The following is a 14,395-nucleotide window of genomic DNA, read 5'->3' on the forward strand; positions in this document are numbered from 1 at the left end:
TGGTTCACTCCGACCATGGTCGATCTGACGCGTGCGGCAGCGCCGCCCACCGTCGGGGCGAGTGAGCTGTTCCAGATCCTGCGGGACGGCGTCCCCCGTACCCGCGCCGAACTCGCCGCCCGCACCGGGCTGTCCCGCTCGACCGTCAGCGTGCGCCTCGACGCGCTCGTCGAGGTCGGCCTCGTCGGCCCGCTCGACACCGCTGTCTCGACGGGCGGACGGCCACCCGCGCAGATCGCACTCCGACCGACCGCGCGGGTCGTCGCCGCCGCCGACCTCGGTGCCTCCCACGGGCGTGTCGCGCTGACTGACCTCATGGGCAACCGCCTCGCGATGGACGAGGCCCGCATCGACATCGCCGAGGGGCCCGTCCCGATCCTCGAGTGGCTCGTCGGGCGCCTGGACCTGCTGCTCGACCGGATCGGTCGCCGCCGCGAGGACGTCGTCGCCATCGGGATCGGTCTGCCGGGCCCGGTCGAGTTCTCCACCGGACGCCCCGCCAATCCGCCGATCATGCGCGGCTGGGACGGCTTCGACGTCCCCGGATGGGTGCGCCAGCACATCGACACCCACGTGCTCGTCGACAACGACGTCAACATCGCGGCGCTCGGCGAACGGGAGCACGCGTGGCCGGACGTCGACCACATGATGTTCGTCAAGGTCGCCACCGGTATCGGCTCCGGCATCGTGTCCGAGGGCCGCCTCCAGCGTGGCGCACAGGGCACCGCCGGCGACATCGGGCACGTCCGCGTCGCCCGCGCGGGCGAGGTCCCCTGCCACTGCGGCAACACGGGCTGCCTGGAGGCCGTCGCCTCCGGTCCGGCGATCGCCCGCGCGCTGCGCGCGAAGGGCCACGACGTCACGTCGAGCGAGGACATCCTCGCGCTCGTCGCCCGCGCGGACATCGACGCGATCGGCGCCGTCCGGCAGGCCGGCCGCGACATCGGCGAGGTCCTCGCCACGTGCGTCTCGCTCATGAACCCGGCCGTCATCGCGCTCGGCGGGTCGATGGCGCAGGCGGGGGAACACCTCCTGGCCGGCGTGCGCGAGGTCGTCTACTCCCGTTCCATGCCGCTCGCGACCTCGCACCTGGTCATCGCGCAGTCCCGCGCGGGCTCCGCCGCCGCGTTGCACGGCGCGTCCGCCCTGGCGATCGACTACGCGCTCTCCCCGGCAGGGATCGACGAGATGGTGGCCGTGGGAGAGGATCGCCGCCTCGTGTCCTCCTGACCGTCCCGGCGCGAGGGACAATGGTCGCGTGACCATCGTGCAGCCGACGCTCTCCCTCTGGGACGACGACGACGCGTACGACCGGTTCACGGTCCTCCGCGACCACACCGCGCGCATCCTGGCCGACGCGACCGACCGCGTCGGCTGGCTCCGTGCCCGCGCGGCCGGGATCACCGCGACCGACGTCGCCCGGCTCGCGTCCCTCCACGCCGTGGAGGCCGTGGTCGCCGACAAGCGCTACGGCTCACGGTTCTCGGGCAACGCGTTCACGGACCACGGTCGCGAACGCGAACCGGTGATCGCCGCCTGGGTCGCCGCCACGCACGGCATCGAACCGTCGAGCGCCCTGTTCCACGCCCGCACGAACCGAGCCCACCTCGCCACACCGGACGGCGTCGGACACGATCACCAGGGTCGTCTGGTGCTCGCCGAGATCAAGACGACGTCGACGGGCTGGCGTCGGATCCCCCGCCACTACCTGCGGCAGATCTGGTGGCAGCAGTACGTGCTCGGCGCTGAGCGCACGCTGTTCGTGTGGGAACGACACGACGACTTCGTGCCCGTCGCCGACGAGCCCGAGTGCCGCTGGGTGGATCGCGACGACGACCAGATCCGCGGGCTCGTCGAACTCGCCGACCTCGTGCTCGACCGCCTCCGCGTCGCCCGGAGCTGACGCCGGGGCTACCGCCGCTCGACGCGGAGGAGCCGCACCCGCGCCACCCGCGCGACGACGATGCCGATGAGGGTGATGAACACCCCGATCGCCACACATGCGATCGCCACGACGCCGTAGCCCTGCCGCGGATCGAGGAACGGGTACGGCACCCAGCCGTCGGTGCCGCCCCGGACGAGGACCACGCCGAGCCAGACCGCGGGGTAGACGAGGAACCACGGAACGCGCCGCAGCGAGATCGGACGTCGGTCGTCGACGAAGAGCCAGTCGAGTGCCAGGTAGAGCGGCACCCAGCGGTGCAGGACGTCGTTCGACCAGGCGAGCCCGAACGCGCCGAGCGGGACGTGCACGAGGAGGGTGTTGTACACGACGCCCGTCGTGGCCATGTACGTCGTGGCAGCGGCGCGCACGAACGTCAACCGGCTCGTCGACCGTCCACGCGCGGCGAGCACCACGACCGCGACGAGCACCACCGCGGCCACGCAGTTCGACTGGATGGTGAAGTACCCGAAGAAGTCCCACGGTCGGAACACGTTCCCGCGCACGAGCACCACGAGCTGTCCCACCACCGCGGTCACGATCGCGATCGCGACGACGAGCCGGACGGCGGACACGACGGTGAGGCTGGTGCGCACGTGGCTCACAGTAGTGGCCCCGACTGCTGCACCGGGCCTCCCGACAGGTGCCTGTGGACGTCTGCGGAGCGCGGGCGGTGCTGTGGGCGGACGGTCCCTGTCGGCGGATGGTCCCCGGCGGCTCGGGCGGCGATGGTCCCCGGCGGCTCGGACGGCGCAGGAACGCGGAACGGCCCACACCGCGTGCAGCGGTGTGGGCCGTTCGGGTCCTCCGGGACTCAGCCGATCGCGTTGACGTCGAGCGGGATGCCCGGGCCGAACGTCGTCGAGATGGCGCCCTTCGTGATGTAGCGGCCCTTCGAGGCGCTCGGCTTGAGGCGGACGACCTCGTCGAGTGCGGCGGTAAGGTTCTCGTTCAGCTGCTCCGGCGTGAACGAGGCCTTGCCGACGACGAAGTGCACGTTGGCGTGCTTGTCGACGCGGAACTCGATCTTGCCGCCCTTGATGTCGTTCACCGCACCCGCGACGTTCGGGGTGACGGTGCCCGTGCGGGGGTTCGGCATGAGACCACGCGGGCCGAGGACGCGGCCGAGACGACCGACCTTGCCCATGAGTTCCGGCGTCGCGACGGCGGCGTCGAACGAGGTGTAGCCGCCGGCCACCTTCTCGATGAGCTCGTCGCCACCGACCTCGTCGGCACCCGCGGCGATGGCGGCCTCGGCCGCCGCACCCGTCGCGAATACGATGACCCGGGCGGTCTTGCCGGTGCCGTGCGGGAGGATGACGGTGCCGCGCACCATCTGGTCCGCCTTGCGGGGGTCGACGCCGAGCTTGAGCGCGACCTCGACGGTCGAGTCGAACTTGCTCGAGCCGGTCTCGCGCGCGATGTCGACGGCCTCGGACGGGGTGTAGTACCGGTCGGCCTCGATCTTCGCGGCCGCGGCCCGGTAGGCCTTGGAATTCTTCGCCATGGTGGTTCTCCTAGTCGAGAGTGTGGTTGACGAGCCTGGCGAGGCTCTCCCACGGGGGTGTCGGAAGGGGTGCGGGGCCTCAGGCCTCGACGGTGATGCCCATGGAGCGGGCGGTGCCGGCGATGATCTTCGCCGCGGCGTCGACGTCGTTGGCGTTGAGGTCGGCCTGCTTCGTCTCGGCGATCTGACGGACCTGGTCCATCGAGATGCGCGCGACCTTGACCGTGTGCGGGGTCGCGGACCCCTTCTGGATCCCGGCGGCCTTCTTGATGAGCTCGGCGGCCGGCGGGGTCTTGAGGACGAACGTGAACGAGCGGTCCTCGTACACGGTGATCTCGACCGGGACGACGTTGCCGCGCTGGGACTCGGTCGCCGCGTTGTAGGCCTTGCAGAACTCCATGATGTTCACGCCGTGCTGACCGAGCGCGGGACCGATCGGCGGGGCGGGGTTGGCCGCGCCGGCGTTGATCTGCAGCTTGATCAGGCCCGTGACCTTCTTCTTCGGAGCCATGTCTCTTCCTTCTCCTGGGTTCGAACGCACGGGGACCCGTGCACTCTCCCGCTCGTCCGGCCGTTCCGGACCGCGGTGGCGAGCTCGGTCCGCGATACGGATCCGAGCCCAAACTCGAACAGTCTACTAGAGCTTCGTCACCTGGTCGAAGCTGAGTTCGACCGGCGTCTCGCGCTCGAACAGCGAGACGAGGACCGTGAGCTTGCCGCTCTCCGGCTTGATCTCGGAGATCGACCCCGGCAGACCCGCGAACGAGCCCTCCTTGATGGTGATCGTCTCGCCGATCTCGAAGTCGACCTCGGCGGGGGTGACGCGCTGTGCCGCGGCACCACCCTTCGCGCCGCCCTTGGCCGGGGCCACCTCGGCCACCTGCACCAGGCTCTTCAGCATGCCGAAGGCCTCGTCGAAGCGGAGCGGCGTGGGGTTGTGCGCGTTGCCGACGAAGCCCGTGACGCCCGGCGTGTGACGCACGACCGACCAGCTGTCCTCGTCGAGGTCCATGCGGACGAGCACGTAACCCGGGATCCGGACACGCGTGACGAGCTTGCGCTGGCCGTTCTTGATCTCGACGACGTCCTCCATCGGGACCTCGACCTGGTAGATCGCGTCCTCCATGGACATCGACACCATGCGGTTCTCGATGTTGGACTTCACACGACGCTCGAAGCCCGCGTAGGAGTGGATGACGTACCACTTGCCCGGCTTCATCCGGAGCTCGGTCTTGAACGCCTCGTACGGGTCGACCTCGACCTCGTCCTCGTCCTCGTCGCCCAGCGCGTCGGCGGCCTCCTCGGCGGCCAGGTCCGCGTTGGCGGCGACGAGGTCACCCTCGGCCTCCTCGGCCTCGAGCTCGAGCTCTTCCTCGTCCTCCACCGCCTCGACGGCGGCCTCGGCCTCTTCCGGCGTGTCGATCTCGAGCGCGTCGTCGACGATCGCGTCGGCCTCGGGGTCGCGCGACTCGGCGAGGGCGGCGAGCGCCTCGTCGAACGCGTCGCCGTCGGTCGCGCCGGTGGCGAGGACCTCGTCCTCGTCCTCGACGGACATGGCGCGCTCCTCGGCGGACTCGATCGAGCGACCTTCGGAGGTCTCGACGTTGCCTTCCTGGTTCTCCTCGACCTCGGAGCCCTGCTCGGCGGCGGTCGAGAGGTCGATGTCGTCGCGAGCGCGAGAGTTGTCAGACACTGTCGGTTCTTTCCGTTCGGTTGGCGGATCGGGTGTTCGTTCGGTCCGGTCCGGCGGTGCGGCGCGGCCCCGGGGAGCCGACGCGGATCAGGACTCCGGTCCGGAGCCCGTGGTGGTCGTCAGGAGGTCGCGCCGTTCCCGAAGACGTAGCCGACGCCCCACCCGAACACGAAGTCGAGCACGGACACGAGCACCATCATCACGACGACGAAGACGAGCACGACACCGGTGTAGCTGAACAGCTCACGACGCGTCGGCGTGACGACCTTGCGGAGTTCAGCGATCACCTGGCGGATGAACAGCGCGACGGCGGCGACGGGACCGCGACGCTTCTCGCGGTCACGCTTCGCCTTGGTGACGACGTCGTCGGTCGTCGTCGTCTCCAGGTCTCTTCTCGCCACTTCACACCCTTCGGAGGCCAGATCGCAGACGGTGCGCCTGCTGACCCGTCGTCCGGTCCGCACCGGATCGTGCGGACCGAGCTGCAGGGCGGACAGGACTCGAACCTGCAACCTGCGGTTTTGGAGACCGCTGCTCTACCAATTGAGCCACCGCCCTTCGGAAGGGCTCGCCCTTCCGTCGGTGAGGGAATCCATCCGCTCGACCGTGTCACCCTACCGGGTGCCCGACCGAGGGGCGATCACACGGCGAAGAGGCGCGCGAGAGCGTGGCGGATTCCGACCACCGCGCACCAGTCTACGGGAGCGGCGGAGGCGGTGTCCACTCGGGTGCCTCCAGCCGGGCGGGGCGCCCCGGTAGGCTGACCGCGTGAGCACCGAAGCCCCCCGTTCCGCGCCCCGCATCGCCTCCCGTGTCGCCGCCATCGCCGAGTCGGCGACGCTCAAGGTCGACGCCAAGGCGAAGGCACTCAAGGCCGAGGGGCGCCCGATCGTGTCGTTCGCGGCGGGCGAGCCCGACTTCGCGACGCCGCAGCACGTGGTCGACGCCGCCGTTGACGCCGCCCGCGACCCCCGCAACCACCACTACACACCGGCCGCCGGGCTGCTCGAGCTGCGGGAGGCGATCGTGGCGAAGACCCGGACTGTGTCCGGCGCGGACGTCACCGCCGGACAGGTGATCGTCACGAACGGTGGCAAGCAGGCGGTCTACCAGGCGTTCGCGACCCTCGTCGACGTCGGCGACGAGGTCCTCCTGCCCGCCCCCTACTGGACCACCTACCCCGAGGCGATCCGTCTCGCGGGCGGCGTGCCGGTCGAGGTCTTCGCCGGGAGCGACCAGGACTACCTCGTCACGGTCGAGCAGCTCGAGGCCGCCCGCACCGACCGCACGAAGGTGCTCCTGTTCTGCTCGCCGTCCAACCCCACGGGCGCCGTGTACTCCCCCGAGCAGACCCGCGCGATCGGCGAGTGGGCGCTCGAGCACGGCATCTGGGTGATCAGCGACGAGATCTACCAGGACCTCGTCTACGACGGCACGGTCGCGACGGGGATCCTCGCCGCCGTGCCCGCGCTCGCGGACCAGACGGTGCTCGTCAACGGCGTCGCGAAGACCTACGCGATGACCGGCTGGCGCGTCGGGTGGATGATCGGCCCGGCGGACGTCGTCCGCGCCGCCGGCAACCTGCAGTCGCACCTCTCATCGAACGTCTCGAACGTCTCGCAGCGTGCGGCGATCGCGGCGCTCACCGGGCCGCAGGAGCCGGTCATCGCCATGCGCGAGGCCTTCGCCCGTCGGCGCCGACTCATCGTCGACGGTCTCAACGCCATCCCCGGGTTCACCACGCCCACGCCGCAGGGCGCCTTCTACGTCTACCCGGACGTCACGGCGCTGCTGGGCCGCACCTGGCGGGGCGTGACGCCGACCACGTCCCTCGAGCTCGCGGACATGATCCTGGACGAGGCCGAGGTCGCTGTCGTGCCCGGGGAGGCGTTCGGACCGAGCGGGTACCTGCGCCTGTCCTACGCACTCGGCGACGACGACATCCGCGAGGGCGTCGCACGTCTGACGCGCCTGTTCTCCTGATCCCCCGCGGCCCGCGCCCCGACGAACGGGTCGCCGGCCGGGAGGCCCGACACGTGCCCGGAACGTGCGTCCCGGCGAGCGGTCAGTCCGGCACCGAGTCGAGCAGGTCACCGACGACGACGGGTTCCGGCACGAGGGCGACGCCGAACCGGGTCATGACCATCGTCTGGACGTAGCGCGCGAGCTCGGCGACCTCGCTCGCGCTGGCGCCACCACGGTTCGTCAGCGCGAGCGTGTGCTTCGACGACACGGCGGCCCGCGACCCGGGCAGGGCGAACCCGCGGTGCACGCCGGCGTGCTCGATGAGCCAGGCCGCGCTGAGCTTCACCCGCTCGTCGGCGACCGTCGAGGGCGCCGCCGGAGCAGACCCGAGCGGGACGACCGCCGGAGCGGCGTCCGGTGCGACCGGCCAGCGCGGTGCGTCGAGCGGCAGGGTCGCGGCGAACGTGGGCGACACGATCGGGTTCGTGAAGAACGACCCCGCGCTCGCGGTGTCCGCGTCCGTCGGGTCGAGCACCATGCCCTTCGCGGCGCGGAGGCCGAGGACCGCTGACCGGACCGCGGTCGGGGCGACGGCCGCGCCGAGCTCCACGGCGAGCGCGGTCGCGAGCTGCGGGTACTGCACGGGGACGCCACGGTCGTCGGCGAGACCGAGGCGGAACTCGACGGTGAGCACGACCCCCCGGCGTCCGCGCTTGAACACGCTCGTGCGGTATCCCAGGCCCAGTTCGTCGACGGGGAGCCAGGCCCGCTCTCGGGTGTCGGCGTCGAGGAACTCCACCGCGGCGAGGACGTCGCCGACCTCGACGCCGTACGCGCCGACGTTCTGCACGGGACTGGCACCCGTCGTCCCGGGGATCCCGGAGAGCGCCTCGAGTCCGGTCCAGCCGCGTTCGACGGTCCGGGCGACCAGGTCGTCCCAGGGTTCGCCCGCCGCGACGCGGAGCCGGACGGCGTCCGAACCGTCCGGGACGACCTCGACCCCGCGGGTCCGGACCAGCAGGACCGTTCCGGGGAACCCGGCGTCGGCGGCGAGCAGGTTGCTCCCGCCGCCCACCACGAGCCAGTCGTCGCCGGCGGCCCAGGTCCGTCGGGCCGCCTCGACCAGCTCGTCCGTCGTCGCACACACGACGAGCCGGGTCGGACGGCCGCCGACGCGCAGGGTCGTGAGCTCCGCGAGTGCGGTCACCGACTCGGTCAGCGGAACACCACCCACACCTGGGCCTTGCCGAGCACGGTGACGCCCGCCGCGGTGACCGTGAGGTCGATGCGCTCCGGGCGGCCGTCGTCGTCGAGCAGCCCGATCGTCGCGACGACCGTGACGTCGGCGCCGCCCTCGGCGTCGACGACCACGGGACGGGTGAAGCGCACCCCGTACTCGCGGACCCACCCGCGGTCACCGAGCCACTCGGCGACCGGCTGCACGGCGAGCCCCATCGTGAGCATGCCGTGCGCGAGCACACCGGGGAGCCCGACCGCCGCGGCGACGTCGTCGCGGTAGTGGATCGGGTTGAAGTCGCCGGAGGCCCCCGCGTACCGCACGAGGGCATCGCGCGTCAGGTGCACCGTGCGCTCGGCCACGACGGCACCGACCTCGCTCGCGCCGGTGGTGTCGACCGCGCTCATGCGTCGTCCCCCCGCACGACCAGGGTCGACGTGGCGGTCACGACGTGGGCTCCCGAAGCGTCGACCACGGCGGACTCCGCCGTGACCATCGCGTTGCCGCCGAGGGTCTTGACCCCCGTCACCGTCAGGGTGGCCGTGAGTTCGTCGCCGGCGACGATGGGTCGCTCGTAGCGGAAGCGCTGCTCGCCGTGCACGACCCGCGCGAAGTCGATCCCCGCGTCCGGCTCGGCGAGGAGCTGCGCGAGCGTGGCCTCCTGCACGACGACCGCGAACGTGGCCGGCGCGACGACGTCGGGGTACCCGGCGGCGCGGGCGGCCGCGGCGTCGAGGTGGACGGGGGCGGTCGCGAAGACGGCGCGAGAGAACTCACGGACCTTCTCGCGACCCACGAGGTACGGCGCTGCCGGCGGGAACGTCCTGCCGACGAGCTCGGGGTTCACTGACACCCGGGCAGTCTACCGAGGACCGCGTGCGCGGCACCCTGCCCGGCTCGGAGCCAGTGAACGAAGACAGTTGTCCCGTGCGCGCACGGCTTCTCCGCGTGCGCGCTCCCCGGCGGTCCCGACGTCCGCCCGCTCCTAGGATTCCGGGGCAGGAAAGCGAGGGCGAGTGACGCAAGTGTCGGGGCAGCCCCGGTCGACGGAAGAGGACGGTGTCCCCACCGGCCGGCAGGCGGGCACGGACCACGTGGGGTCCGATCACGTGCGCGTGCTCCGTCTCCGCCACGTGGTCAGCCCCGAGGACCACGGGAGCGATCACCACCTCCTGCTCCTCCCGCCCGGCGATCACGATCTCCCCGCGACGCTCGACGTGCTCGAGGCGGTCTCGATCCAACTCGCCGTCCTGCACCGCGTGGCACGGACGACCACGGGCAACGAACGACTCCGGCTCCCCCGTCAGCCCGCGCGCCCCGTCGGCACCGCCCTGGCTCGCTACTGGGCCAGTGCCGCAGCACACGCCCGTGCCGCGGCAGCGCTGCCCGGCGTGGAGGCCGGCAGCATCGTCCGGACGACGGCCGAGGAGTCCCTGGCGGCGGCCACCATCGCGGCCTTCGAGCTCGCGCCGGTCGACGCCGGGCTGACCGAGGCCCCCTTGGCTGTCCGGCGCGCGGTGGCGTTCATGGAGGAGCACGCCGGCGCACCGATCACGATCACGGACGTCGCCGCGGCCGCGCACATGAGCGTCCGCGGACTCCAGAGCGCCTTCCGCCGCGCGCTCGGGTCGACCCCGCTCGAGTACCTGCGGTCCTACCGCCTCCGGAGCGCGCACGCCGACCTTGTGGCCGGGGATCCGTCCCGCGGCGACTCGGTGGCGGCGATCGCGACGCGGTGGGGCCTCATGCACGCCGGGCGGTTCTCGCAGCGCTACCGCGAGCGCTTCGGCGAGTCGCCGATGACGACGTTGCACCGCTGAACCAGCACGTTCGGGACCGTGGTGCCCGCACCACGCCTCGTCAGTGCCGCAGGGTCTCGCCCGGCGACCGGCCGTACTCCTCGCGGTAGGCACGACTGAACCGGCCGGCGTTGCCGAACCCCCAGTGCCCCGCGATCTCGGTGACGGTCGCGCCGGTCCCCGGATCCGCTGCCTCCAGTTCCTCGTGAGCGGCGGCGAGCCGAGCCCGCCGGAGATGGTCGAGCGGCGTCGTGTCGAGGTGCCGACGGAACGCGAGCTGCAGTCCGCGCACCGACATCCGGGCCTCCGCGGCGATGTCGGCCACGCTCATCGGACGGCCGGGGTCGTCCTCGATGAACCGGACGGCGCGCCGCACGGACGACGGGAGCGAACCCGTCCCGCGGACCGTGCCCGACACGACCTCGATCGGGAACGTGTGGAGCGCGGCACCGATGAGCGCGCGGAACGCCTGCTGCCGGACCAGGTCGAAGCCGCCCGACAACTCGTCCTCGCCATCGTCCATGACTCCGCTCGCAGCGAAGTCGACCACGCTGGACCAGAGCGCCGCCGCCGCGGCCGACACGGGCGCCGTGCCGTGGAACCGGACGACCGCCGTCTCGGCGCCGAGGTGCTCCGCGGCGAGCCGCTCGACCGCGGCCGTGGTGACGTTCACGACGAGGAGTCGCGAGTCCTCCGCGTGGCTGCGGACGGCGCCGTGCCACAGGGACGGGCCGGCGGTGGGTCCGGTGTCGACGTTGTCGTAGCGGCCCTCGAGCGTGTGGACGATGCTGAAGCCGTCCGTCAGATCGCTGGCGAGGTCCATGATCGATCCGAAGCGGATCCGGGCGAAGGTGACGTCCTGGTCTCCGTCGACGTGTTGGGTGAACCGGAAGCCACCTCCGGCGGGCACGTCCTGCACCCGCACCGTCGGGTAGACCGTGCGGAGCGCCGCCAAGGCCTCGTCCGGATCGCTCGTGTCGAAACGCGCGTGGATGAGGGCCATGATCCATCCTGCCTGTCGGTCGCACCGCGACTGCAGGGGATGGAGCGGCCGCGGCCAGGACCGGCCGGACCGACGCCAGCGGCGTCGACCGAGCCGGAGAACGGTAGCGAGGGCGGGACTTGAACCCGCGACACCACGATTATGAGCCGTGTGCTCTAACCAACTGAGCTACCCCGCCGCGGACACCGCGGCGCCGGGAGCGCTGCGGGTCGGAGCCCCGAGTCAGGATTGAACTGACGACCCCTTCCTTACCATGGAAGTGCTCTACCACTGAGCTATCGGGGCGTGGCCGCGGACGGGAACCCGGCGCGCGGCACCGTACGAGGATAGCAGAGCCGGCGCGCCGTGCGTGCACCGGTCACGCCCCCCGGGCGTGCCGAGCGTCAGTCCGCGTTGGCCCGGAGCCAGGCGATCGGGTCCACCGCGACGCCGTCGACGTGGACCTCGAGGTGCAGGTGCGGACCGGTGGAGTTGCCCGTGCTCCCGACCAGGCCGAGTTCGTCCCCGACCGCGACGTGCTGCCCCTCGACCACCTCGAACGAGTCGTCCTCCATGTGACCGTAGACGCTCACGAACCGCTTGCCGTCGACGTCGTGCTCGACCCACACGTCGTTGCCGTACCCGCCGTCGTCCGCCTGCACCTTGGTCACGGTGCCCGCGGCGATCACCCGGATCGGCGTGCCCGCGCCCGGCGCGAAGTCCGCGCCCTCGTGGAACGTGGAACAGAACGAGCAGCCCTCGACGTTGCGGGCGCCGAATCCGCTCGTGATCGGCACGCCGGTCGTGAACGGCCACTGGATGGTCCCGTTCGGGTCGTTCGTGAACGTGTCGCTCGTGTTCGCGGACGCGGCCGCGGGTTGGGAGACCGTGTAGCCGTCCCGACCGGTCTCGGCATCCGAGGCGCCGTCGCCGACGGTCAGGGACTGCGCGGTCGTGCCGGCGGCCGCGTGTCCCGGGAGGGGCATCGGGGACCAGGACGCCTGCGCCGGCAGGGAGGTCGACACGACGAGTCCTGCCACGAAGAGCAGCGCCACCGCACCGGTGACCCGCTCGGCCGCGCGCCGCAGCGCGCCGTCCGTGGCGACCCCGGCCCCGCGGCCCCGCCCGGCACGCCGGGGAGCCACCACGGCCGCGCGACGCTGCGCCACGACCGGGATCGAGCCCGTCCTGCTCCCCCGCACCCGGGCCGACGTGGCCGCGGCGAGCGGGACACCCGCACCGCGGACGGGCGGGACGACGAGCGGCCGGTGGGCCGGCGTGACCGCGGGACCGTCGGCGGCCTCCGTGTGCGGAGCGGAAGCCGCTGGACGCGACGCGGATCGGACGCGAGCCGACCTGCGTCCACCGCTCCGGGCCTCCCGGCGTTCTGCGTCGATGCGCTGACGCCGGGTGGTCGGTGCGACCGGAGCGTCGGGACCGGTGACGGACGGGGCGGTTGCACTGGCGTCGAAGGGCATGGTGGCGTGGACGAGATCCTCAGGACGGGGCGGAACGCGCTCGCGGGGCGAGCAGTGACGGAACTGGCACGGTACCAGCGTCCACGGTGCGCCTGCCAGTCGCGCACCCCCGACCTGGGGACGGCCAGTCCGAGGCGGATGGCGCCGTCAGTCCGTGCCCTCGAGGCCCCGCACGAGCTCCACGAGTGCGCCGGCGATCACCGGCGCCGCGACGACGTACCCCCGGGCGTCACCCGAATCCCAGCTCTCGACGGTCGCGCCGGCCTCCGCCGCGACGAGGGCGCCCGCCGCCATGTCCCACGGGTTGATCCCCCGCTCGTAGTAGGCGTCGACGGTCCCCGTGGCCACCGCGCAGAGGTCGAGTGACGCCGCTCCCCCACGTCGGATGTCCCGGACCTCGGTGATGAGTCCCGCGAGCACGCGGACCTGGTCGCGGCGGCGCTCGGCGGTGTACCCGAACCCGGTCGCGACGAGGGACTCGGCGAGCGACGCCGGTGCGCCGACGTGCAGCGGGCGCCCGTTCAGCCACGCTCCGCGACCGCGTTCGGCCCGGTGGACGTCGCCCGTGGCCGGCGCCACGACGACCCCGGCGAGCGCCGACCACCGCGCGGGGTGCGGCTCGCCCTCGACCACCGCGATGCTGACGCCGTACGACGGGCTGCCGTACAGGTAGTTGACGGTTCCGTCGATCGGATCGACCACCCAGGTCAGCCCACTCGACCCCACGCTCGTGCCGGTCTCCTCGCCGAGGAACCCGTCGTCCGGTCGCACCTCGGCGATCCGCCGTCGGATCATCGCCTCGACCTCACGGTCGGCCGCGGTCACGACGTCGACGAGGCTCGACTTGCGGTCGGTGACCTCGACCCCCTCGGTCCGCCGTCGATGCGCGAGGGCTGCGGCGTCGCGCCCGATCGACTCGGCGATGTCGGCGAGTTCCGGGACGCTGACGGTGGCGCTGGCTCCGGGCACGGGGGCCTCCTCGGGACGGACGGGGCCCGGGACGGACGGACCCGTCGGGACGACGAAGGGTCCGTCCGATGCGGACGGACCCTCGTCGCGTGGGTGGCGAGTGAGGGATTCGAACCCCCGAAGGCTACGCCGGCTGATTTACAGTCAGATCCCTTTGGCCGCTTGGGTAACTCGCCATGTGCGCACCCGACCCGTGTGATCACCGACCGGAGGCGCCGTACGAGCATACCGTGTCGGCGGTGCCGCTCGGGACCATCCGGGGCCCCGCCGCGTGGTGCCGCATTCGTTAGGCTGTCGGGCATGGCAGACAGCTCCTTCGACGTGGTCAGCAAGGTCGACAAGATGGAGGCGGAGAACGCCCTCAACCAGGCCGCCAAGGAGATCGAGCAGCGCTACGACTTCAAGGGCGTGGGCGCGTCGATCGCGTGGAGCGGCGAGGACGTCCTCATCAAGGCCAACTCCGAGGAGCGCGCCAAGGCCGTGCTCGACGTCTTCGAGTCGAAGCTCATCAAGCGCGGCATCAGCCTGAAGAGCCTCGACGCCGGCGAGCCGTACGCGTCGGGCAAGGAGTTCCGCATCGAGGCCGCGCTCAAGAACGGCATCGAGCAGGACGTCGCCAAGAAGGTCGGCGCGCTCATCCGCGGTGAGGCCCCGAAGAGCGTCAAGAGCCAGATCCAGGGCGACGAGATCCGGGTCTCGTCGAAGAGCCGGGACGACCTCCAGGCCACGATGGCCCTGCTGCGGGGGGCCGACTTCGACGTGCCGCTCCAGTTCGTCAACTTCCGCTAGCCGGCATCCCCCGACCGCCGAGACCGGAGGCCCG

Annotated in this window: 16 protein-coding genes and 4 tRNA genes; 5 read left to right on the plus strand and 15 right to left on the minus strand. The window is 72.0% G+C overall.

Features of this window, described 5'->3' with window-relative positions; translation table 11 throughout:
- Positions 1 to 15 precede the first annotated feature (15 nt).
- Together DEI88_RS11015 and DEI88_RS11020 are read left to right on the plus strand one after the other, a co-directional pair.
- On the plus strand, positions 16 to 1,230 hold the full coding sequence (locus DEI88_RS11015) for an ROK family transcriptional regulator (protein WP_111009446.1): 1,215 nt from the start codon (positions 16 to 18) through the stop codon (positions 1,228 to 1,230).
- A gap of 28 nt (positions 1,231 to 1,258) precedes the next feature.
- Positions 1,259 to 1,903 (plus strand): YqaJ viral recombinase family protein, encoded by a 645-nt coding sequence (locus DEI88_RS11020; RefSeq protein ID WP_111013531.1) that lies wholly within the window; start codon positions 1,259 to 1,261, stop codon positions 1,901 to 1,903.
- An 8-nt stretch (positions 1,904 to 1,911) separates the two neighbouring features.
- Here DEI88_RS11020 and DEI88_RS11025 read toward each other — a convergent pair whose 3' ends face one another.
- The 6 genes from DEI88_RS11025 to DEI88_RS11050 all read right to left on the minus strand — a co-directional run bounded on the left by DEI88_RS11025 (position 1,912) and on the right by DEI88_RS11050 (position 5,700).
- Entirely contained in the window at positions 1,912 to 2,538 is a 627-nt protein-coding gene (locus DEI88_RS11025) for a Pr6Pr family membrane protein (RefSeq protein ID WP_111071331.1), read from the minus strand.
- A gap of 218 nt (positions 2,539 to 2,756) precedes the next feature.
- A complete protein-coding gene (rplA, locus tag DEI88_RS11030; RefSeq protein ID WP_111013533.1) occupies positions 2,757 to 3,449 on the minus strand; it encodes a 50S ribosomal protein L1 in 693 nt (230 codons plus the stop codon).
- 79 nt (positions 3,450 to 3,528) lie between these two features.
- Positions 3,529 to 3,960, minus strand: coding sequence for a 50S ribosomal protein L11 (rplK, locus tag DEI88_RS11035; RefSeq protein WP_111009442.1), 432 nt, complete (start codon positions 3,958 to 3,960; stop codon positions 3,529 to 3,531).
- A 126-nt stretch (positions 3,961 to 4,086) separates the two neighbouring features.
- Complete coding sequence (nusG, locus tag DEI88_RS11040) at positions 4,087 to 5,142, minus strand: transcription termination/antitermination protein NusG (protein ID WP_111071330.1); 1,056 nt, start codon at positions 5,140 to 5,142, stop codon at positions 4,087 to 4,089.
- A 119-nt stretch (positions 5,143 to 5,261) separates the two neighbouring features.
- Positions 5,262 to 5,543, minus strand: a complete 282-nt coding sequence (gene secE / locus DEI88_RS11045) for a preprotein translocase subunit SecE (protein WP_111009440.1) — start codon at positions 5,541 to 5,543, stop codon at positions 5,262 to 5,264.
- An 84-nt stretch (positions 5,544 to 5,627) separates the two neighbouring features.
- Positions 5,628 to 5,700, minus strand: a tRNA-Trp gene (locus tag DEI88_RS11050).
- A gap of 210 nt (positions 5,701 to 5,910) precedes the next feature.
- Between DEI88_RS11050 and DEI88_RS11055 the strand changes: the two genes are divergently transcribed.
- Positions 5,911 to 7,125 (plus strand): pyridoxal phosphate-dependent aminotransferase, encoded by a 1,215-nt coding sequence (locus tag DEI88_RS11055; protein WP_111071329.1) that lies wholly within the window; start codon positions 5,911 to 5,913, stop codon positions 7,123 to 7,125.
- A gap of 82 nt (positions 7,126 to 7,207) precedes the next feature.
- Here DEI88_RS11055 and DEI88_RS11060 read toward each other — a convergent pair whose 3' ends face one another.
- Genes DEI88_RS11060 through DEI88_RS11070 form a run of 3 tightly spaced genes read right to left on the minus strand, consistent with a single transcriptional unit; the run spans position 7,208 to position 9,197 of the window.
- Positions 7,208 to 8,314 (minus strand): UDP-N-acetylmuramate dehydrogenase, encoded by a 1,107-nt coding sequence (locus tag DEI88_RS11060; protein WP_258374925.1) that lies wholly within the window; start codon positions 8,312 to 8,314, stop codon positions 7,208 to 7,210.
- An 8-nt stretch (positions 8,315 to 8,322) separates the two neighbouring features.
- Positions 8,323 to 8,751 (minus strand): MaoC/PaaZ C-terminal domain-containing protein, encoded by a 429-nt coding sequence (locus tag DEI88_RS11065; RefSeq protein WP_111071328.1) that lies wholly within the window; start codon positions 8,749 to 8,751, stop codon positions 8,323 to 8,325.
- The gene (locus DEI88_RS11070) at positions 8,748 to 9,197 is read right to left on the minus strand and encodes an FAS1-like dehydratase domain-containing protein (RefSeq protein WP_111013537.1); all 450 of its coding nucleotides are present in this window, start codon (positions 9,195 to 9,197) and stop codon (positions 8,748 to 8,750) included. Before DEI88_RS11070 ends, DEI88_RS11065 begins: the two co-directional genes overlap by 4 nt.
- Positions 9,198 to 9,360: 163 nt before the next feature.
- Between DEI88_RS11070 and DEI88_RS11075 the strand changes: the two genes are divergently transcribed.
- Positions 9,361 to 10,164 (plus strand): helix-turn-helix transcriptional regulator, encoded by an 804-nt coding sequence (locus DEI88_RS11075; RefSeq protein ID WP_146246007.1) that lies wholly within the window; start codon positions 9,361 to 9,363, stop codon positions 10,162 to 10,164.
- Between the two features lie 40 nt (positions 10,165 to 10,204).
- Here DEI88_RS11075 and DEI88_RS11080 read toward each other — a convergent pair whose 3' ends face one another.
- The 6 genes from DEI88_RS11080 to DEI88_RS11105 all read right to left on the minus strand — a co-directional run bounded on the left by DEI88_RS11080 (position 10,205) and on the right by DEI88_RS11105 (position 13,748).
- Positions 10,205 to 11,146, minus strand: coding sequence for an AraC family transcriptional regulator (locus DEI88_RS11080; RefSeq protein WP_111013539.1), 942 nt, complete (start codon positions 11,144 to 11,146; stop codon positions 10,205 to 10,207).
- Positions 11,147 to 11,250: 104 nt separating this feature from the next.
- Positions 11,251 to 11,324 (minus strand) — tRNA-Met (locus DEI88_RS11085).
- A gap of 35 nt (positions 11,325 to 11,359) precedes the next feature.
- Positions 11,360 to 11,431, minus strand: a tRNA-Thr gene (locus tag DEI88_RS11090).
- 98 nt (positions 11,432 to 11,529) lie between these two features.
- Positions 11,530 to 12,294, minus strand: coding sequence for a M23 family metallopeptidase (locus DEI88_RS11095; protein WP_181441168.1), 765 nt, complete (start codon positions 12,292 to 12,294; stop codon positions 11,530 to 11,532).
- Between the two features lie 456 nt (positions 12,295 to 12,750).
- On the minus strand, positions 12,751 to 13,572 hold the full coding sequence (locus DEI88_RS11100; RefSeq protein WP_111071326.1) for an inositol monophosphatase family protein: 822 nt from the start codon (positions 13,570 to 13,572) through the stop codon (positions 12,751 to 12,753).
- Between the two features lie 94 nt (positions 13,573 to 13,666).
- Positions 13,667 to 13,748: transfer RNA gene (locus DEI88_RS11105), tRNA-Tyr, on the minus strand.
- A gap of 124 nt (positions 13,749 to 13,872) precedes the next feature.
- Here DEI88_RS11105 and DEI88_RS11110 point away from each other — a divergent pair.
- Positions 13,873 to 14,361 carry a YajQ family cyclic di-GMP-binding protein gene (locus DEI88_RS11110; RefSeq protein WP_111013542.1) on the plus strand — a complete coding sequence of 163 codons (489 nt, stop codon included), beginning with the start codon at positions 13,873 to 13,875 and terminating at the stop codon, positions 14,359 to 14,361.
- Positions 14,362 to 14,395: the final 34 nt, after the last annotated feature.

The organism is Curtobacterium sp. MCBD17_003, from assembly GCF_003234885.2.
Classification (GTDB): domain Bacteria; phylum Actinomycetota; class Actinomycetes; order Actinomycetales; family Microbacteriaceae; genus Curtobacterium.